At 61.2% G+C, this 19,189-nt stretch carries 21 protein-coding genes; 10 read left to right on the forward strand and 11 right to left on the reverse strand.

What is annotated here, in order from left to right; genetic code table 11:
- The first annotated feature begins 3 nt into the window (after positions 1-3).
- On the forward strand, positions 4-810 hold the full coding sequence (locus AC1DVV_RS11035) for an alpha/beta fold hydrolase (protein ID WP_477665640.1): 807 nt from the start codon (positions 4-6) through the stop codon (positions 808-810).
- On the forward strand, positions 807-2,099 hold the full coding sequence (locus AC1DVV_RS11040; protein WP_477665639.1) for a cytochrome P450: 1,293 nt from the start codon (positions 807-809) through the stop codon (positions 2,097-2,099). Before AC1DVV_RS11035 ends, AC1DVV_RS11040 begins: the two co-directional genes overlap by 4 nt.
- Here AC1DVV_RS11040 and AC1DVV_RS11045 read toward each other — a convergent pair.
- Positions 2,092-2,469 (reverse strand): thioredoxin family protein, encoded by a 378-nt coding sequence (locus AC1DVV_RS11045; protein WP_457280093.1) that lies wholly within the window; start codon positions 2,467-2,469, stop codon positions 2,092-2,094. The genes AC1DVV_RS11040 and AC1DVV_RS11045 overlap by 8 nt on opposite strands.
- Positions 2,470-2,628: 159 nt before the next feature.
- Between AC1DVV_RS11045 and AC1DVV_RS11050 the strand changes: the two genes are divergently transcribed.
- Complete coding sequence (locus AC1DVV_RS11050; protein WP_457280092.1) at positions 2,629-2,997, forward strand: Mpo1-like protein; 369 nt, start codon at positions 2,629-2,631, stop codon at positions 2,995-2,997.
- Between the two features lie 63 nt (positions 2,998-3,060).
- Here AC1DVV_RS11050 and AC1DVV_RS11055 read toward each other — a convergent pair whose 3' ends face one another.
- The 4 genes from AC1DVV_RS11055 to AC1DVV_RS11070 form a co-directional block, all read right to left on the reverse strand.
- Entirely contained in the window at positions 3,061-3,291 is a 231-nt protein-coding gene (locus AC1DVV_RS11055; RefSeq protein WP_457280091.1) for a hypothetical protein, read from the reverse strand.
- A complete protein-coding gene (locus AC1DVV_RS11060; protein ID WP_457280090.1) occupies positions 3,288-3,476 on the reverse strand; it encodes a DUF3606 domain-containing protein in 189 nt (62 codons plus the stop codon). The genes AC1DVV_RS11055 and AC1DVV_RS11060 overlap by 4 nt, the downstream gene beginning before the upstream one ends.
- 338 nt (positions 3,477-3,814) lie before the next feature.
- Positions 3,815-4,051, reverse strand: coding sequence for a hypothetical protein (locus AC1DVV_RS11065; protein WP_457280089.1), 237 nt, complete (start codon positions 4,049-4,051; stop codon positions 3,815-3,817).
- Between the two features lie 145 nt (positions 4,052-4,196).
- A complete protein-coding gene (locus AC1DVV_RS11070; protein WP_457280088.1) occupies positions 4,197-5,411 on the reverse strand; it encodes a YihY family inner membrane protein in 1,215 nt (404 codons plus the stop codon).
- Positions 5,412-5,469: 58 nt separating this feature from the next.
- Here AC1DVV_RS11070 and AC1DVV_RS11075 point away from each other — a divergent pair, with 58 nt between their 5' ends.
- From AC1DVV_RS11075 to xth, 7 genes are all read left to right on the forward strand, one after another.
- Positions 5,470-5,862, forward strand: coding sequence for a DUF2069 domain-containing protein (locus AC1DVV_RS11075; protein ID WP_457280087.1), 393 nt, complete (start codon positions 5,470-5,472; stop codon positions 5,860-5,862).
- A 16-nt stretch (positions 5,863-5,878) separates the two neighbouring features.
- Positions 5,879-7,300: an FAD-binding oxidoreductase gene (locus tag AC1DVV_RS11080; protein WP_457280086.1), complete on the forward strand. Its 1,422-nt coding sequence runs from the start codon at positions 5,879-5,881 to the stop codon at positions 7,298-7,300.
- A gap of 70 nt (positions 7,301-7,370) precedes the next feature.
- A complete protein-coding gene (locus AC1DVV_RS11085; RefSeq protein ID WP_477702187.1) occupies positions 7,371-8,201 on the forward strand; it encodes a thymidylate synthase in 831 nt (276 codons plus the stop codon).
- A complete protein-coding gene (locus AC1DVV_RS11090) occupies positions 8,198-10,087 on the forward strand; it encodes a M48 family metallopeptidase (RefSeq protein ID WP_477702186.1) in 1,890 nt (629 codons plus the stop codon). The genes AC1DVV_RS11085 and AC1DVV_RS11090 overlap by 4 nt, the downstream gene beginning before the upstream one ends.
- A 5-nt stretch (positions 10,088-10,092) precedes the next feature.
- On the forward strand, positions 10,093-10,575 hold the full coding sequence (locus AC1DVV_RS11095; RefSeq protein WP_477702185.1) for a dihydrofolate reductase: 483 nt from the start codon (positions 10,093-10,095) through the stop codon (positions 10,573-10,575).
- 56 nt (positions 10,576-10,631) lie between these two features.
- The gene (locus tag AC1DVV_RS11100; RefSeq protein WP_477689269.1) at positions 10,632-11,222 is read left to right on the forward strand and encodes a DUF4337 domain-containing protein; all 591 of its coding nucleotides are present in this window, start codon (positions 10,632-10,634) and stop codon (positions 11,220-11,222) included.
- Between the two features lie 42 nt (positions 11,223-11,264).
- On the forward strand, positions 11,265-12,041 hold the full coding sequence (gene xth / locus AC1DVV_RS11105; RefSeq protein WP_477702184.1) for an exodeoxyribonuclease III: 777 nt from the start codon (positions 11,265-11,267) through the stop codon (positions 12,039-12,041).
- 229 nt (positions 12,042-12,270) lie between these two features.
- On the opposite strand, the gene ntrC is transcribed toward xth, so the two are convergent.
- The 6 genes from ntrC to AC1DVV_RS11135 all read right to left on the reverse strand — a co-directional run bounded on the left by ntrC (position 12,271) and on the right by AC1DVV_RS11135 (position 19,167).
- Entirely contained in the window at positions 12,271-13,791 is a 1,521-nt protein-coding gene (gene ntrC, locus AC1DVV_RS11110; RefSeq protein WP_477665634.1) for a nitrogen regulation protein NR(I), read from the reverse strand.
- 94 nt (positions 13,792-13,885) lie between these two features.
- Positions 13,886-14,995, reverse strand: coding sequence for a nitrogen regulation protein NR(II) (glnL, locus tag AC1DVV_RS11115; RefSeq protein WP_477689267.1), 1,110 nt, complete (start codon positions 14,993-14,995; stop codon positions 13,886-13,888).
- A 41-nt stretch (positions 14,996-15,036) separates the two neighbouring features.
- Positions 15,037-15,567, reverse strand: a complete 531-nt coding sequence (locus AC1DVV_RS11120; protein ID WP_477665632.1) for a hypothetical protein — start codon at positions 15,565-15,567, stop codon at positions 15,037-15,039.
- A gap of 181 nt (positions 15,568-15,748) precedes the next feature.
- Complete coding sequence (gene glnA, locus AC1DVV_RS11125) at positions 15,749-17,164, reverse strand: type I glutamate--ammonia ligase (RefSeq protein ID WP_431097519.1); 1,416 nt, start codon at positions 17,162-17,164, stop codon at positions 15,749-15,751.
- Between the two features lie 227 nt (positions 17,165-17,391).
- Positions 17,392-18,216 (reverse strand): competence/damage-inducible protein A, encoded by an 825-nt coding sequence (locus AC1DVV_RS11130; protein ID WP_477665631.1) that lies wholly within the window; start codon positions 18,214-18,216, stop codon positions 17,392-17,394.
- Positions 18,217-18,240: 24 nt separating this feature from the next.
- The gene (locus tag AC1DVV_RS11135; protein WP_477665630.1) at positions 18,241-19,167 is read right to left on the reverse strand and encodes an EI24 domain-containing protein; all 927 of its coding nucleotides are present in this window, start codon (positions 19,165-19,167) and stop codon (positions 18,241-18,243) included.
- Positions 19,168-19,189: the final 22 nt, after the last annotated feature.

Raw genomic sequence — 19,189 nt, forward strand, 5'->3', positions numbered from 1 at the left:
AGCATGTACCTCGACGTCAACGGCCATAAAACGTATTGCTACACCGGCGGCAAACCTTTTGATGCGGCCAAACCCACGGCTGTGTTTATCCACGGCGTTCTGAACGACCACAGCATCTGGATACTGCAGACCCGCTACTTCGCGCACCACGGCTTCAACGTGCTGGCACCCGACTTGCCCGGCCATTGCAAAAGCGAAGGTGAGCCGCCGCAATCAGTCGAAGAAGCGGCGGCCTTCATCATCGCGCTCCTCGATGCGGCCGGCATCAAGACCGCCGCACTGGTGGGCCACAGCTTCGGCTCCCTCACGGCGCTGCATGCGGCGTCCACTGCACCGCAAAGGGTGACGCACCTGGCGCTACTGGGAACCGCCGCACCGATGACGGTTTCCCCCGCGCTGCTGGACAACGCGCTGAACCAGCCCATGAAGGCGATTGATATGGTCAACACCTTCTCACACTCCATGCTGGCGCCGCCACCCTCATCGCTGGGCCCGGGCACCTGGCTGTACGGAGGGTCGAAGGCGCTCATGAAACGGGTGCTGGCCAGCAATACCAAAATCAACCTGTTCCACCGCGGCTTCAAGGCCTGCGACGACTACACCGGCGGTGAAGCGGCCATCGAAAAAGTACAGTGCCCGGTGCTGTTCATCCTGGGCAAGAACGATTCCATGACCTTGCCCAAAATGGCGGCGCCGCTGCAGGCCAAAGCAAAAAATGCCAGGACGTTGATGCTGCAGGCCGGCCACCAGATGATGACCGAAGCACCCGAAGGGGTTTTGTTTGCACTGAAGGATTTCATCAAGCCATGAGCGTGCTGACGGCCACGCCGGCGATGACGCAGCAGCGTGCGCAGGAAATCGCCGCCAGCTTCGACCTGCGCGCCTTGCCGCCGGATTTTTACGCCAACCCCTATCCGGTGTACGCACTGCTGCGCGAAACCGAGCCGGTCAAGCGCATGCCGGATGGCTCCTGGTTTCTCACGCGTTACGCCGACCTGGTGGCGGTGTACCGCGATGCGCAAACCTTCAGCTCGGACAAGAAGGTGGAGTTCGAGCCCAAGTACGGAGCGGGCTCGGCCCTGTTTGAACACCACACCACCAGCCTGGTGTTCAACGACCCGCCGCTTCACACGCGCGTTCGCAAACTGATCATGGGCGCCCTTACGCGGCGCGCCATTGCCGATATGGAGCCCGGGCTCATCACGCTGGTCGATAGCCTGTTGGATGCGATCGAAAGCCGGGGCGGCGGTGATTTGATTGAGGATTTCGCTTCGGCGATCCCGGTGGAGATCATCGGCAACCTGCTGGGCGTGCCGCATGCCGACCGGTCGCCGCTGCGCGGCTGGTCGCTGGCCATACTCGGCGCGCTGGAACCCAAACCGACGCCCGAACAGGAAGCCCTGGGCAATAGCAGCGTGCGGGACTTCACCGGCTACCTCAAGGACCTGGTGGCCGACCGGCGCAAACACCCTGGCGACCCGGAACACGATGTGCTGACACGGCTGATCGGCGAAGAAGCGTCGGGTGAAAGACTCAGCGAAACCGAACTGCTGCAAAACTGCGTGTTCATCCTCAACGCCGGCCACGAAACCACGACCAACCTCATCGGCAACGCACTGGTTTTACTGCAGGAATGGCCGGACGCGAAGCAGATGTTGCTATCAAAATTAGAGCTGCTCGCGCAAGTAAATAAAGGGTCGCAGGCCGATTTGACTGTTGAAATCGATGAATTTCTACGTTTTGAGTCATCCAACCAGCTGGGCAATCGGCGTGCGCTCAAGGCCTGCCAGGTGGGCGGTGTGGACTTGCCCGAAGGCGCGTTGCTGACGCTGTGCATTGGAGCCGCAAACCGCGACCCGGCGCAGTTTGCCCAGCCCGAACACCTGGACCTGGCACGCCAGGACAACCGCCACCTGGCCTTCGGCTTCGGCATTCACCAGTGTGCCGGACTCAGCCTGGCCCGGCTTGAAGGCCGCGTTGCCATCGGCCGCTTTCTGCAGCGCTTTCCGCACTACCGCCTGACCACCAGCCCCACTCGCGGCGGCCGTGCGCGCTTCAGGGGTTTTCTGAAGGCGCCGTTTTCAACGACGGCTACCTGACCTGGCGTTGCGTGCCCACGCGGTGCGGCGCCGTTTCCAGCGCCCGCAACAGTGCCTGCGTGGATGGCAAATGAGGCACTGCCCTGATGTTGGTCTGCTCCAGCGAGTCCAGCAGGCGTGCAAGGGTTTGCGCATGCGGCGTCAAGGGGCCCAGAAAGTGCGTGCCGCCCGCATCGGCAATCAGCAGCGTGGGAAAGGTTTCCACTTCCAGGTCTCCGACCAGCTCGGCTTCGTCTTCAATGTCCAGCCAGACAAACCGGCTTTCCGGATAGCGCAAGGCCATTTCCGAGAAGACGACACCGTAGTCGCGGCAAAGGCCGCACCAGTCCGCGCAGAGGCAAATTACCCATCGCGCGGGGGGCGTCGTCACAGGCGGTTCACCATGGGGAGTTTCTGGAAGCAGATCGGTTGGCATGCAGGCAGGAGCGCGGAAAGGGTGTGACGAGGGCTGGCGGCCATGGATTGACTATTATGGCCAGCGTCGCAAAATGAGGCGCACCACCGGATATCCGGCGCAGGAGACAAACCCATGAATGCCATCAGCCCCGATTCGGCGGAAACCGGCGCCACGACACCCGTTGATCCCCGCAGCTTTGCGTCTTTCGCGGATTTTTACCCCTTCTACCTGGGCGAGCATCGCAACCCGACCTGCCGCCGCCTGCACTTTGCAGGCTCAAGCCTCACGCTGCTCTGCCTGGCGGCGCTGCTGATGACCCGCAACCCGTGGTGGCTGCTGGCCGGCCTGCTGTGCGGCTACGGCTTCGCCTGGATCGGGCATTTTGGGTTCGAAAAGAACCGGCCCGCCTCGTTCAAGCGGCCACTCTACAGCTTCATGGGAGACTGGGTCATGTACCGCGACATGTGGGTTCAGGCCTTGCGGCGCATCAAAGGCAACTGAGCCCGTTTCCAGGCGTGGCCTTAGCCTCCCACAACGGGCTCTAACGGACCTTATCGGGCTTTATCAGGAGTCCAGTGACTGCAAAGGGCCGGTTTTTAACGCCTTGAGGCATGCCGCACCTGCCTGCAACGCCGCCTCATGCGTGGGGTACGGGTGGTCGGAGCCTTCAATGCGCAGGTCCGCCATGTGCTCTTGGGCTGACAGCTGCGTGACCACCCAGTAAAAAAGACCTGCTGACGGCTCCTTCACCCGCACCGCGAGCGGCCCGGGCGCATCGGGAATGGCGGCACTCATAAAGACCGCCCGAGCTCAGTGCTCACGTCTTTGGCGGCAGGGCCTACTTCCGCCACGGCAACACGCAGTTCAAGCTCGCTGCAATCGAGTGCGCTGACCCAGTATTTCAGGGAGGCTTCCTCGTTGATGTTGATGGGCTCGTTTGTCAGGGCCGGGTCGGCGATCAGGTTCGATGGTGATGTCACGGTTCTCTCCAGCTTGGTTGTCAATTGAGGGGATTGCAGCAGATGGAGAGAATCGTGGCGTAAGCATAAAGATGGTCTTGTAAGAATTCCTCCCGCGCGCCTGAAGGCCTAACGGGCGAAAATTTGTGCGGTGCAGCATAAAAATTCTTACAAGGCTTACGTCCCCCGAACGGCTTTTGCAGGATGAGGCAATCAGGCTTGAAAACGGGCTCAAACCTGCCTCCTGGCACGCATTTGGGCTGAAGCGGAGTCTTGCCAAATCGCAAGGAGGCCACGTCAGGAGGGCAAAACGACGCGGGTATGCGCTTGACCCGCCGCGAAGGCGCGACGCAAAAAAATTAAAGGCCGGACTCGCCGTCTACCCGGATGCCCAACTGCTTGACCTTGACGCGCTGCTCCACGGCCTGACTCCACATTTCGAAGTCTTTATTGGTGGGCGCCGGGCCCTTGCCGGTCTGGTAGGCCCACATTTTCGCCGTCAGCTCTTCGTAGATCTGTCGGGCTTCCTGGTGCGCCTGCCGTTCATGGGCAATGGCGCCGTCCAATTTTTCCCTGGCTGGTGTTTTTGATGGCATTGTCAGTGCGTGAAAAAATCAAAAATCAGATTTTGTTACAACACGCCGGCAGGCACAAATATCCCCAAACAGCGACTGGTTTTTAGTCCGGATGGACTAGCCCCGAAACCTGCTGTGCGGGGATTGGCGGGTCGGAGTTGGCGGTTTACAGCGCGTCGCGCAGCCGTATGGCCGGCCACCGGGCCTTTTCCCAGAGGCCCTGGACCGCTTCGGCTTTGTCCAGCAGAAGTTGCTGTATCAGCGGCTCCAGCGGCGTGGCGTCGGGATCGGCCAGCAGCAGGTAACGGGCTTCTACCTCGCCCTCGGCTTCATTGAGCTGGCCTACCCAGTCCAGGGCAACCAGTGTTTCCAGTACCGGCTCCAGCTGCAGCCCGTCCACCTGAAGCAGCTCGGCCAGCTGCGAAGCGCTGACGCCCTTGCGCGGGGTAGCCAGTGCCCGGTGCAACTGCTGGAGCACTTCAATGGCCAGCTGGAAATGCCAGCCATGCGCGCTGCCGCGACGGGCCACTCCGGCCAGGAGACTGGGCAGGTACGCGGCAATCACAGCGCCCATCAGCACGATGACCCAGGACACATAAATCCATACAAGGAGGATGGGCAAGGTAGCGAACGCGCCATACACCAGCGAATAGGTCGGCACGGCGCCCAGATACAGGCTCAGCACGCGTTTGGCCACCTCGATGCCCGCAGCCACAAACAGGCCCCCTACCCAGGCATGCGACCACTTCACGTAGGTATTGGGCACATAGCGGTACATCGCCGCCATGCCCCCCGCCACCAGGAAAAACTGCAGAACGCTGAGCAGAAAACGCAGGCTGACGGGCAAAGCGCCCACCAGGCCGCCCGAGGCCGACAGCACATAAGAAGTGACCGCCAGGCTGGCCGCCAGCAGCAGCGGCCCCAAGGTAATGGCAGCCCAATAAATGAGCACACGCTGCGTCAGTGGCCGCGCCTTTTTGACGCGCCAGATACCGTTGAGCGTTCGGTCAATGGTCAGGATGAGCGCGATGGCCGTGACCAGAAGCACGGCCAGGCCCGCGATGCCCAGCTTATTGGCCTGGCGGCTGAATTGCGTCAGGTAACCCAGCACCTGGCGGGCGATGTTGTCGGGGATCAGGCTCTGAATCAGCCAGGCCTGCAGGGCGCCCTGCAACTTCGAGAACATCGGGAAGGCCGTAAAGATGGCCAGCGCCACCGTAAAAAACGGCACCAGCGCGATCGAGGTGGTGAAGGTCAGGCTGCTGGCGGTCAGGCCCATGTGGTCTTCCCGGAAACGGTCACGCAGCGTGAGCGCTGTGCCACGCCATGGAAAGCGCGACAGGTCGCTCAAGAGGTCCTCGAGATATTGCTGAAATTTCATCCCCGGTATCATGCCACTGACCTTGAACCTGTTGACGGTCCAGCGGGTTCCCATGACCATGAACAAAACAACGCAAATTGACATCACCCGCCGGCTCGCGCTGGCCAGCCTGCTGGGCCTTATCGTGCTGGGCCTGGCCTGGGAAATGTGGCTGGCGCCCATACGCCCGGGCGGCTCATTACTGGCGCTCAAAGTGCTGCCGCTGTGCATCCCGCTGGCCGGCATCATGAAAAACCGCATGTACACCTACCGCTGGGTCAGCCTGCTGGTGTGGCTTTATTTCACCGAAGGCGTGGTGCGGGCCTGGAGCGACCGCGCCCCCGGCAACTACCTGGCCTTCATCGAGGTACTGCTGTGCCTCACGCTGTTTGTCGCCTGCGCGATGCATGTGCGGGTGCGGCTGAAAAACGCCTCCACCGCTTCCAGCGCCTCAAATCCATCAACCCCTTAACCTGAAGCCGAACATCGTGAGCACACACACCCAACTGATTGAGTCCCTGCGCCAGATCGTCGGCGCACCCAATGTCCTGATTGATGGCGACCTGACGCCCTGGGTACAGGACTGGCGCAGGCGCGAAACCGGCAAGGCCCTGGCCGTGGTGCGTCCTGGCTCCACGCCTGAAGTCGCGGCCGTGGTGAAAGCCTGCGCCGCAGCACGCGTGAGCATCGTGCCGCAAGGCGGCAATACCGGCATGGTGGTAGGGTCGACACCCGACGACACCGGCACGCAGGTCGTGCTCAGCCTGACACGCATGAACAAGGTGCGCACGCTGGACGCCGGCAACCTGACCATCACGGTCGATGCCGGCTGCGTGCTGCAAAACCTGCAGGAAGCCTGCGAAAAAGCCGGTTTCCTGTTTCCCCTGAGTCTGGCCTCGGAAGGAAGCTGCACCATTGGCGGCAACCTCGGCACCAACGCCGGCGGCACCCAGGTCGTGCGCTACGGCAATACGCGCGACCTCTGCTTGGGCCTGGAAGTCGTCAACGCGCAGGGCGAAATCTGGGACGGCCTCTCTGGCCTGCGAAAAGACAACACCGGCTACGACCTGCGCCACCTGTTCATCGGCAGCGAAGGCACGCTGGGCGTGATCACCGGCGCCATCATGAAGCTGTATCCCATGCCCAAATCCCAGCTCACCGCCTTTGCGGCCGTGCCGTCGCTTGAGGCCGCCGTACAGCTGCTGGGCCTGGCGCATGAGCACCTGGGCTCCGGCCTGACCGGTTTCGAAGTCATGGGCCAGTTCGCACTGGGCCTGGTGGCCAGGCACTTCCCGCAACAACGCGTGCCTTTCTGGCAAGAGCACGCCTGGTGCGTGGTTCTGGAGAACTCGGACAACGAATCCGAAGCCCATGCGCGTGAATGCTTCGAACGCTTGCTGGAAGCCGCCATGGAAGCCGGTTGCGTTGCCGACGCCGTGGTCGCCGAGAGCATGGCGCAGGCGCACGCACTGTGGCACATCCGTGAAAGCATCCCGATGGCGCAGGCCGAAGAAGGCCTGAACATCAAGCACGACATCTCGATCAACGTGTCGCGCATCCCCGAATTCGTGACTGAAACCAATGCCCTGCTGCTCGCGCGTTTTCCCGGCGCGCGCATGGTCGTCTACGGCCACCTGGGCGACGGCAACCTGCACTACAACGTGCAGGCGCCGGAGAATGAAGACCAGGCACGTTTCCTGAACGAGCAGGAGACGCCCATGAATGCCCTGGTCTACGAAGCGGTGGACCGCTACCGGGGCTCGATCTCGGCCGAACACGGTGTGGGGAGCCTCAAGGTCAACACGCTGCCCAAGCACAAATCACCTGTGGCTCTGGACATGATGCGCGCCATCAAACAGGGCCTGGACCCTCATAACCTGATGAACCCGGGACGGGTGCTAAAGGCATAATTAAACCTTTGGCCGCACGCCGCCCCGCCGGCCCCCGCCCCCCTCCTGACCCCAAGCCGACTGGTTGTAAATGACCCGCTCCATCCGCTCTCAATATGAAGATTTCATGCGCCATGTGGACACCCACGGCGCCTTCAAGGCCGACCGCACCGGCACCGGCACGAAAAGCGTGTTCGGCTACCAGATGCGCTTTGACCTGAATGAGGGCTTTCCGCTGGTGACCACCAAAAAGGTTCACCTCAAATCCATCGTGCATGAGCTGCTGTGGTTTCTGCAGGGATCGAGCGACAACAACTGGCTCAAGGAACGCGGCGTCACGATCTGGGACGAATGGGCGCGCGAAGACGGTGACCTGGGCCCGGTTTATGGCGTGCAATGGCGCAGCTGGCCAACGCCGGATGGCGGCCACATCGACCAGATCAGCGAAGTCATCAAGACGCTGAAGACCAACCCTGATTCGCGCCGCATCATCGTGAGCGCCTGGAACGTGGCCGACCTCTCCAAGATGGCGCTCATGCCCTGCCACGCGTTTTTCCAGTTCTATGTGGCGCCATCTGAAGTCCAGGGTCAGCCCGGCAACCTGAGTTGCCAGCTCTACCAGCGCAGCGCTGACATTTTCCTGGGCGTGCCATTCAACATTGCCAGCTACGCTCTCCTCACCCACATGGTGGCGCAGCAATGCGGCCTGGGTGTGGGTGATTTCATCTGGACCGGTGGCGACTGCCACATCTACAGCAACCACCATGAGCAGGTGGCCTTGCAGCTGAGCCGCAAGCCTTTTGCCTACCCCACGCTGCAGATCAAGCGCAAACCCGAATCGATCTTTGACTATCAGTTTGAAGATTTTGAGTTTCTCGAGTATCAGCATCACGACGCCATCAAGGCGCCGGTAGCGGTGTGACATCCGTGCAGGCAGGCGCTCCCTCCGCAGCGCCGGCTTCCACGTTCAATTCGCGGCAACGGTTTTCACTCACACTGCTGGCTCTGGCCTCGGAGCTGATCTTTGTGACGGTGGTCATCTTGCCGATCGCGCCCTTCGTGATGCTTCAGGCCGCCATTTGGGGACCCGGTTTTGCCGCGGTGTTTGGCCTCGCGGCCTTTCTCTTCCTGTGGTGGCTGGTCCAGCCCTCGCCCGGCACGGTTGGCCGGCACACCATTCGCCGTGAAGAAGCACCCGCGCTCTTTGAGATGGTGGACGGCTTGTGTACCAGCGCCGCGGCGCCGCGCATCCACCGCATCGTGCTGGACAACGAACTGAACGCGGCGGCTTATCAAACCGGCGGCTTCCTGTCGTTGTTTGGCAGCCGCCGCACTCTCATACTGGGTGTCCCCTTGCTGAAGATGCTGAACAAGGACGAAGTGAAAGCCGTCATCGCGCACGAGCTGGGGCACTTTTCCCGCAACCACGGGCGTCTGGGTCACTGGATCTACAGGGTGCGGGCCAAATGGGACCACTACCTTCACATGCAAGGCAACGACAGCTTCGTGGATGGGGGGCTGAAGGCCATCGCGTCCTGGTTTGTTCCCTACTTTGTCTCGCGATCATCCAGCTGGTCCCGTCAGTGTGAATTCGAGGCCGACGCCGTCGCAGCGCGGACTTCCTCAGCGCGCCACCTCACCGACGCTCTTGCCAGGCTGGAATTTATTTCTTTTCTTCTGGCCCGGAAACTGCCCACGCAATTGAGCAACCTGCGCATGCAATCGGCGCAAGCGCCCGGCAACTTCTGGGGGCTGACATCCGATCTTGTCGAGGCCCATGGCAGCTTCATGCCGCAGGCGCTCGCGGAGGGAGCCAGCCGCCCACGGCGTGCGCAAGACACCCACCCGCCGCTGCATGAACGTGCGGCGGCGCTCGGCCTGCAGGTCGAGCCGCCGCCGGTTGAAAGCTCGCCCTGCGCCGGAGACATGCTTCTCGGCAAGGAATGGGCCCGGGTTTTGTCGGCCTGCAATGAGGATTGGCAGAAAAACACGCAGGCCGACTGGCGATTCGACCACCTGCGGATGCGGTGGCTGGTTGCCGGTGGGGTGCATGTGCTCTTCTCCGAACAAACGCCCGCCCAGACCGAACTGGCGACGGCGATTGTGCAAGAGCAGTTGCAGAGCGACGACTCAAGCCTGGCCCTGCTGTCTGCAGCGGCCGCCCGCCATCCCGAAATGGCCATGGCCCGGTTCTACTTCGGCCTGGCGTTGCTCGAAAGAGGCGACAACGCCGGCGTCGAGGAATTGCGGCAATCGATCCGGCTGGACAAACGCATCGCCCTCGGGGCGCAGAACGTTATTTGCGGCTATCTCGCATCGCATGGCGACCCGAAGGCCGCACGTGAAGCCGTCATACGCCGCCGCTACACGCACAGGAGGCTGACGCCGCTGTACGAGCAGTTGTGGGAGGCCCTCCTGTGCCGCCCTGTACGCGCCATCGCACCCGGTGCGGCGCCGCTTCTGGCGGAGGTGCTGGCGGGTGAATCACTGACCGACGGCTGCTGGGCCGTGCAGCTGGACCTGCCCGACGCGGCAGGCCTGTCTCATACCGTGAATATCCTCGTGGTGCGGATTGACCATGAGCAAGCCCACACAACCGGCCTTGGCGAAGACGCGCTTCGCTCGCGTTACCAGGACTACCTTCAGGCCGTCACACCGCCCGACCAACTGGCGATGGTGCACACTGTCTATACCTCCGAGGCGCTCAATCCACGCCTGCTCAAGCAACTGCAAGCAGTTCCCGGCAGCGCGATCATCGCGCCGGCCAGGCCCCTGAATCTGGATATCATCCGGATCGATTCCCTCTGAACACCATGAAAATCCACATGATCTTCGCCCGCGCCGCCAACGGCGTGATTGGCCGCGACAACACCATCCCCTGGCGCCTGCCGGAAGACATGGCGCGCTTAAAGCGCCTGACGACCGGCTGGCCGGTCATCATGGGCCGCAAGACCTGGGATTCATTGCCGGTGAAATTCCGCCCGCTGCCCGGCCGCACCAACATCGTCATCACGCGGCAGCCTGACTGGAAAGACACCGGCGCCGAAACGGCCGCGAGCCTGGCCGACGCGCTGGCGCTGTGCGCATCTTCAGCCGAGGTGTGGATCTTGGGCGGCGCGCAGATTTACGCGCAGGCGATGCCGCTGGCAGAGCGCATTGAAGTCACCGAGATTGCCGAAACGATTGAAGGCGACGCCTATGCGCCGACACTGGGGCCCGAATGGCGGGAGGCCGCGCGTGAAGACCACGTGTCGGCGAACGGGATGAAGTTCAGCTTCATCACCTACCGAAAATAGGCCCTGCTCCCATCGCAACACACACCACAACGCATAACAACACACAAGGAAAAGATATGTCAGGAGGCGGATTTCACGTACACGGGCCCCACGACCATGAGCTCGAGCATGCGGCTCAAGGCGGCCACGGCGGCCACGACAACGGCGGCATGATCGCGCAAATCGCGGTCATCACGGCCATCATTGCCACCATAGGCGCCATCTTTGCCTACATGGGCGGTGCCACGCAGGCCAATGCGGGCTTGTATAAAAACAACGCGGCCATCAAGAAGACGGAAGCTTCCAACCAGTGGAATTACTTTCAGTCGAAAAGCACCAAGCAGTCGCTGGCCGAACTCGCCCGCGACCTGGCGCCTGAGGACAAAAAAGCCGGCTACCAGGGCAAGGTAGACCGCTACGAAAAGGAAAAGAATGAGATCAAGGCCGGCGCCGAGAAGCTAGAAGCCGAAGCCACCACCTGGGACAAGTCGTCCGATGAGCAGATGCACCAGCACCACCGCTGGGCGCAGGCCACCACGGTGCTGCAGGTGGCCATTGCCCTTGCGGCCATTGCGCTGCTGACCCGCAAGAAGTGGCTTGAATACGGCATGTTCGTCGTGGCCGGGGTGGGTTTGGTCATCGGCGTACTGGCTCTGCTACATATTTGATAGCTGCTTGCGCATGTTCTTATTGGGCCGGAGCACTAAATCATGAAAATTTCCACCTGGAACGTCAACTCCCTCACTGCGCGGCTCGCGCATGTGCTGAACTGGCTTGCGGCCAATCCGGTCGATGTGTTGTGCCTGCAAGAGCTCAAGATGACGGACGACAAGTTCCCGCTGGAAGCGCTCAAGGCCGCCGGCTATGAAGCCGCCGCTTTCGGCCAGAAAACTTACAACGGCGTGGCCATCCTGTCGCGCACGCCGCTGCGTGATGTCGTGAAAAACATTGTCGGTTTTGAAGACGAGCATTCACGCGTCATTGCCGCCACGGTGGATGGCCCTGCGGGACCCGTCCGGGTGCTGAACGGCTATTTCGTCAATGGGCAGGAGCCCGGCAGCGAAAAGTTCGCCTACAAGATGCGCTGGCTGGGAGGTCTGCAGGCTTATGTACGCGCGGAGATGGCAGCCCACCCACAACTGGTGTTGCTGGGCGACTTCAACATCACACCGGAAGATCAGGATTCGTTCGACCCGGAGGGCTTGCGCGACACCATTCACCACACGAAGGAAGAGCGTGAGCATTTCCGCCAGCTGGTGGCGCTGGGCCTGACCGACAGTTTCCGCATGTTCGAGCAGCCGCCCAAAAGCTTTTCGTGGTGGGACTACCGCATGCTGGGCTACCAGAAGAACCGCGGCCTGCGCATCGACCACATCCTGGTCAGCGACGCCCTGAAGCCGCAAGTCAAAGGCTGCACCATAGACCGCGTGCCCCGCAAATGGGAAAAGCCCAGCGACCATGCGCCGGTGACCGTGGAGATTGGTTGACCCCCGTCCAGGCTCACTTCGTGTAGCCCGTTCCCCCCTTCCAGGGGGCGAGGCCAGCGGTCTGGCAAAGCCAGTCCCGCGGCCTCTGCTGGTGAAAACCCCCGCTGGTTACGCCACTGAATTCTTCAAGCCAGCATGAGCCCCGGAACCGGCTTTGCCGGGCCGGAGGGCGGGCGGCCCCCTCGGGGGGCAGGGAGCTACACGAAGTGAGCGACCGTGGGGGCCACATTCACTCCAGATTGAGTTCCTGAATCTTGCGCGTGATGGTATTGCGGCCTATGCCTAACTTTTGAGCGGCCTCAATGCGGCGCCCGCGTGTATTGACCAGTGCGGTCTGAATCAGCTTGGATTCAAAACGCCGGGTCAGCACATCCCACACATCGCTGCGACCGGTCGCCAGCAACGCCAGGGCTTCTGCTTCAAGACCACTTTCCCAGCTTTGTTCAGGGCCAGAGACCGGCGGAACCGGTACGGCCGCTTCAGCCCCATGGCTGGCAGGAGTTTTCTCCGCGGCGCCTGCCGACCACTCCGCTTTGGCCGCCCCAACCTTCTCTGCGAAAACGGGGTTTCTGCCCGATTCGGGAACAATGCCCAGCACTTCGGGCGGAAGATCCTTGGGCTCAATCACCTGCGCCGGCGCCATGACGGTGAGCCAGTGGCAAATGTTTTCGAGCTGGCGCACATTGCCGGGAAAACCAAAGTTGCTGAGCTGCTGCAGCGCTGTATCGGAAATCCGCTTGGGCTCCACACCGAGCTGCTTGGCGCTTTGTTGCAGGAAGTGGCGTGTCAGCATGAAGACATCCTCGCGCCGCTCGCGCAGTGCGGGCAGGCGCAGGCGGATCACATTGAGTCGGTGGAACAGATCTTCGCGGAAGCCGCCCTCCTTGACGCGTTGCTCCAGGTCCTGGTGGGTGGCAGCGATCACGCGCACATTGGCCTTGACGGCGTTGTGCCCGCCGACGCGGTAGAAATGGCCGTCACTCAGCACACGCAAAAGGCGCGTCTGCAAGTCAAACGGCATGTCGCCGATTTCATCGAGAAAGAGCGTACCGCCCTCAGCTTGTTCAAAGCGGCCGCGCCGCATGGTCTGCGCGCCGGTGAACGCGCCGCGCTCATGACCGAACAGTTCGCTTTCCAACAAATCCTTGGGGATGGCCGCGGTATTGATGGCCACAAAGGGCCCGTTGGCGCGCGGCGAATGCTTGTGCAGCGCACGCGCCACCAGTTCCTTGCCTGAACCGGACTCACCGGTGATCATCACGGTCACCATGCTCTGGCTCAGCCGTCCGATGGCGCGGAAAACGTCCTGCATGGCCGGCGCCTGGCCAAGCATTTCGGGCGCGGAGGCCATGCGCTCTTCAGCCACCTCTTCGCGCTGGCTTTCTTCCACTGCGCGGCGAATGAGTTCTACCGCCTTTGGCAAGTCAAACGGCTTGGGCAGGTATTCGAAAGCGCCGCCCTGGAAGGCGGACACCGCGCTGTCGAGGTCGGAGAATGCGGTCATGATGATGACCGGCAGGCCGGGGAGTTTTTCCTTGACCTTTTCGAGCAGATCCAGACCAGAGCCGCCCGGCATGCGTATGTCGCTCACAAGAATTTGCGGCCCTTCATCCTCCGTCGCGCTTTCCAGTGCGGCAAGAACTTCGCGGGGATTGGTGAAACTGCGCGTAGGAAGGTCCTCGCGGAGCAGGGCCTTTTCCAGAACAAACCGGATGGACTGGTCATCATCAACGATCCAGATCGGTTTCATGTAGTGCAGTCCCTTTTTTCGTGCTTTCAATGCAGGGCTTTCTGGAACCCTCTGCACGATCGCGTTATGTATCAATCATGGCTGAGAACACATTTCAAGGCAGCGGTATAAGCAGCTTGAAATCTGTACGGCCCGGCACACTGTCGCACTCAATCAAACCGTGGTGTTGCTGGACAAAGGTTTGCGCCAATGTCAGCCCCAGCCCCGAACCACCTTCCCGCCCGGATACCAGCGGATAGAAGATGCGGTCTTTGATGGAGTCCGGCACACCCGGTCCATTGTCGATAACATGCAATTCCAATGCCAAGCGATAGCGCTGCTTGCCAAAAGTTACCTGCCTGGCGATTCTTGTCCTGAAAGTGATGTGCGCATTGCCTGCCGCCACCCGTTCCGCCAAAGCCTGCGCGGCGTTGTGTGCGATGTTCAACACCGCCTGAATGAGCTGTTCGCGGTCTCCGCGGAAATCAGGAATCGAGATGTCGTAGTCGCGTGTAACCCTCAAACCTTTTGGGAACTCCGCCAGGATCAGGGAGCGCACGCGCTCACACACTTCGTGAATATTGACATCGCCCACCAAGTGCGGGCGGCGGTGCGGGGCCAGCAGGCGATCTACCAGCGTCTGCAGGCGGTCTGCCTCATGGATGATGACCTGGGTGTACTCGGTCAGGTCCTTGCCGATTTCCATCTGCAGCAACTGCGCCGCGCCGCGAATACCGCCCAAGGGGTTTTTGATCTCGTGGGCCAGGTTGCGGATCAACTCCTTGTTGGCCTGCGCCTGGTCGATCAGGCGCTCTTCGCGCTCCTGCTTGGCCTGCTGCTCCAGCGGCAGCAGCTCCACAATCGCCTCACCCGGGGTGTCGGTTTGCGCCACCACCACATGCACGGGCAGCGGTTCGTGGTTCAGGCGCCTGAGCCACGCGTCGTAACGCAGGGCGGCAAATTCATTGCTGCCCGCGCCCTCCAGCGCATTTTGCAAAATGAGCGGCTCGGTAAAGCAATCGGGGAGCTGCGAGCCTTCAATGGTCCGCCGCGAGGTGCCCAGCGCGTCTTCCAGCGCGGCATTGGCAAACACCACAGTGCCGTCGGTACGCACCACAGCCACCAGCGTGGCCAGCAGGTCAAACGCCTGAAAGCGGGGGGGAAGTCCGGTGACCGGGACGGACGATAAAGCGGCACGGATGGAGGGCTTGTTCAAGCCATCCATTTTCCTCCAGAAGCCGGCTCGCCGCGGCTTATCGCCTTGGTTTAATTGACGACGGCGGCTGAGGCCGGGGCAGGCAGGCGGGAAATTTCGCGCTTCAGGCCGGCAATGTCACTCTGGTTACGGGTGATGCTGTCCTTGAGCTCGGCCACGCGGTCCAGGTAGCGCTGGTAATTACGGCTCTCAATGCCCTGTTTTTCAGGTTCACCGTTGTTGAATTCTTTTTGCTGCTCGGCCAGCTTGGCTTCGGCCTTTTTCAACTCGGCCTCAAGGATGGCGCGCGAATCGTTGTCGCGGGTCCGCTGTTCGGGGCTACCATCGGTGCGCGGGCCACTGGAGCCTGCGGCCGCAGCCACGCGAACCGCGGCTTTGGGCACCGGCGTGCTCTGCATCACCGTCACATTGCCGCCGGACAGCAGTTTGCAGCTCCGGGTTTGGGCGTCTTTTGTGTTGTTGATGTATTCAGGGGCCGCACCCCCGACTCCTGCGCAGCGGTATACCTGCTGCGCCCATGCAGCATTCCCCGCGCCAGCCAGCAGCAACGACAAGGTAGAAAGCAATAAGGTGTGTTTCATAGGTACTCCCGATGCCCAATAAGGGCGAGGACGGTCTATCAGTATGCGGCAAAGGCGCCGAAATACAAAGCCAGCAAACCCACAACCGGCTTGGGCAATAAAAAAGGACGGCATATGCCGTCCTTTTTTGACCACAAACTGTGTAAATAAACAGTAGGCGGTTGGGCTTTCGCCCCCCTGATTACAGGGAGTAGTACATCTCGAATTCGATAGGGTGGGTCGCCTGGCGCAGGCGGGTCACTTCACCCATCTTCAGTTCAATGTAGGCGTCGATCATGCTGTCGGTGAACACACCGCCCTTGGTCAGGAAGCTGCGGCCCACGTCGAGTGCGTCCAGCGCCTGGTCCAGGCTGTGGCACACGGTTGGTACTTTTGCATCTTCCTCGGGTGGCAGATGGTACAGATCCTTGGTGGCGGCTTCGCCGGGATGGATCTTGTTTTCCACGCCGTCCAGACCCGCCATCATCAGGGCCGAGAAGCCCAGGTAAGGGTTCATCAGTGGATCGGGGAAACGCGCTTCGATACGGCGGCCCTTTGGATTGGCAACGTAAGGAATGCGGATCGATGCCGAACGGTTTTTGGCCGAGTAAGCCAGCTTGACCGGCGCCTCATAGCCAGGAACCAGACGCTTGTAGCTGTTGGTGCCTGGGTTGGTGATGGCGTTCAGGGCGCGTGCATGCTTGATGATGCCGCCGATGTAGTACAGGGCGAAATCAGACAGGCCTGCATAGCCGTCACCGGCAAACAGGTTTTTGCCGTCTTTCCAGATGGACTGGTGAACGTGCATGCCGGAGCCGTTGTCGCCGACAACAGGCTTGGGCATGAAGGTGGCGGTTTTGCCGTAGGCGTTGGCCACGTTCTGCACGACGTATTTCAGGACCTGGGTCCAGTCGGCGCGCTGAACCAGCGTGCTGAAACGGGTACCGATTTCGTTCTGGCCGGCACCGGCCACTTCGTGGTGGAACACTTCGACGGGGATGCCCAGCGACTCGAGGATCAGGGCCATTTCGGCGCGCATGTCTTGCGTGCTGTCGACAGGAGGCACGGGAAAGTAGCCGCCCTTGACGGTAGGACGGTGGCCGCGGTTGCCGCCTTCGAGCTTGGCACCAGAATTCCAGGGCGCTTCGTATTCTTCGATCTTGAAGAAGGTGCCCGACATGTCGGTGTTCCAGCGCACGTCGTCAAAGATGAAGAATTCTGGCTCGGGGCCGAAGTAAGCAGTGTCGCCCAGGCCGGAAGCCTTGAGGTAAGCCTCTGCGCGCTGCGCGATGGAGCGCGGGTCGCGGTCATAGGCCTTGCCGTCGGCGGGCTCAAGCACGTCGCAGCTCATGAACAGCGTGGTTTCTTCAAAGAACGGATCGATGTTGGCCGTCTTTGGGTCAGGCATCAGTTGCATGTCGGAGGCTTCAATGCCCTTCCAGCCGGCAATTGAGGAGCCGTCGAATGCATGGCCCGACGTGAATTTGTCTTCGTCAAAGTGGGACACGGGCACGGTCACGTGCTGTTCTTTGCCCCGGGTATCGGTAAAACGAAAGTCAACAAACTTGACTTCGTTTTCCTTGACCATTTTCATGACGTCTGCGACGGTCTTTGCCATCAAAATCTCCTGTTGCTGGATGGGTGGTTGAAAAATCTATTCGGGCTGTCGAATGCACTTTTTGTGCCACAGACATTGGCGGTTGAGTTTCCCGCCAAGCCCCGGATTGTGCCGTGATCTGGCTTCAGTTCCAGCCTTTGGCAGGCTGAAAATGCAAAAAACACCGGCCAGCACCGAATGCACCATGATCGTGCATCAACATACACGCACAAGCTTGGTGCAAAAAATTAACGCACCAACTCGGGGCCTAACTTCAGGTCAAATTTGTGCAGCCCGGCCAGCATGGCTGGATAGGCCAAATTGACCGCCTCGGGCGCGCCTTTGACGCCCAGTTCAATATGGCGGCCATATTCCGGGTGGTCCACGCTGGGCAGGCTAAACACTTTCACTCCCGCATGGGCCGCTTCAATATCGAGCATCAGGGGCGTGAGCATGGCCTCCATGGACCCAAAAATGATCACCGACTTCTCGGTGTAAGGCGATTTTTGGTGCAGGTGGGCGTACTGGTTGTCGAGCACCCATTCAATCATCGGCCAAGCCATCACCGGGAAGCCGGGAACGAAGTGAACCGCCCCCTGCCCCGCCCGGCAGGTAAAGCCCGGTATCTTGTTATAGGGGTTCGGAATAATCTCCGCGCCGACCGGAAACACGCCCATGTTCAACCGGTGGATGTTGTCGTCGCGGTCAGGCTCGTAGGGTGTCCCCTGCTCTTTCGCCACATCCGCCATGCGCTCAAGGATCAGGGTTTTGGCCGTGGGGTGCAGCGCGAGCTCAAGGCCCAGCGCCTTGGCCGCGCACTGCCGCGTATGGTCGTCCGGTGTGGCCCCTATACCGCCGCAGGAAAAGACCACGTCGCCGTGTTCACGCGCGGCGGCAAACGCCCGCGCCAGCGTGGCCGTGATGCGGGCGGGGTCGTCGCCCACGTAGTCGGCATAGGCCAGCTGCAAGCCGCGCGCGCCCAGCAGTTCGATGGCTTTGGGCAGGTGCTTGTCGGCACGTTTGCCGGAAAGGATTTCGTCGCCGACGATGATGAGGCCGAATTGTGGGGTCATGTTCAGGCTTGTCAGGTAACGGGTTCAGGGTTGTGATTCGGGCTTGCCGCCCAGTGAGCCGAAGCTGGGCGCCGGCCCGGGGAGGGCATCGGGGGCCAGCTCATTTGCTATCGATTCAATAGCTGCTTGCGCAAGCGGGTCGGGCGCCAGGGCATTATTCTTCTTGCGAAGTTGTTCCAGGGCCGACAGCGTATAGTGCGCAAACCAGAGCGAGGAAAACGCAAACACCAGGGTGTAGATCCAGATGGCCACCGGCACCAGGATGGGCGCCATTGCCACAAACATCGCGCCCGAGGCCCACAGCAGGCTGGGGGCCGCACCCAGGTAACCGCTGAACACACCGATCGCCAGCAGCGGCAGGCGATGCTCCTTGAATATCTGGCGCCGCTCTTCACTGCTGGCGTGGTCCACCATGGCGTCATAAGACATGACACGGTAAGTCAGCCAGCCCCAGATCAGCGGCGGCAGCACCAGGATCAGCGGTGGAATCAGCCAAAGCGGAATCGAAACGACCAGCGCCACCACGGCCAGCAAAGTGGAGCCCAGCGACCAGAACAGGCTGGTAAACAGGGAGCCTCCACGCTTGCGCTCCATCTGGGGAAAGCGCCGTTCAGCCACCAAGGCCACCATGGCCGGCGTCATGAGCAATGCCACGAAGAGCAGTGAGACGATGATGATCACGGGGATGATCAAAAGCAGGAGCAGCACCTTGGGCAGTACAGACTGCAGCTGGCCCAGGCCCAATCCCTCCAGCCAGCGAACCATGGCATCAACCAGCTCGAAGCTCCCAAGTTGCACGCGGATGGCTTCCGCAGCACTGTCCCAGAAGAAGTAGCCCAGGGTCAGCGAAACCCCCCCCATGATCACCAGCGGCAGGATCGACAGCACAATGACCCGCGGGTGCAGGCAATACATCGCGGCGCGCCAGAAGGCGTCAAGGAGTTTGCTCATGCTGAAAGTGTAGCCCCCACAG

This window comes from Polaromonas sp. P3_B4, from assembly GCF_056402835.1.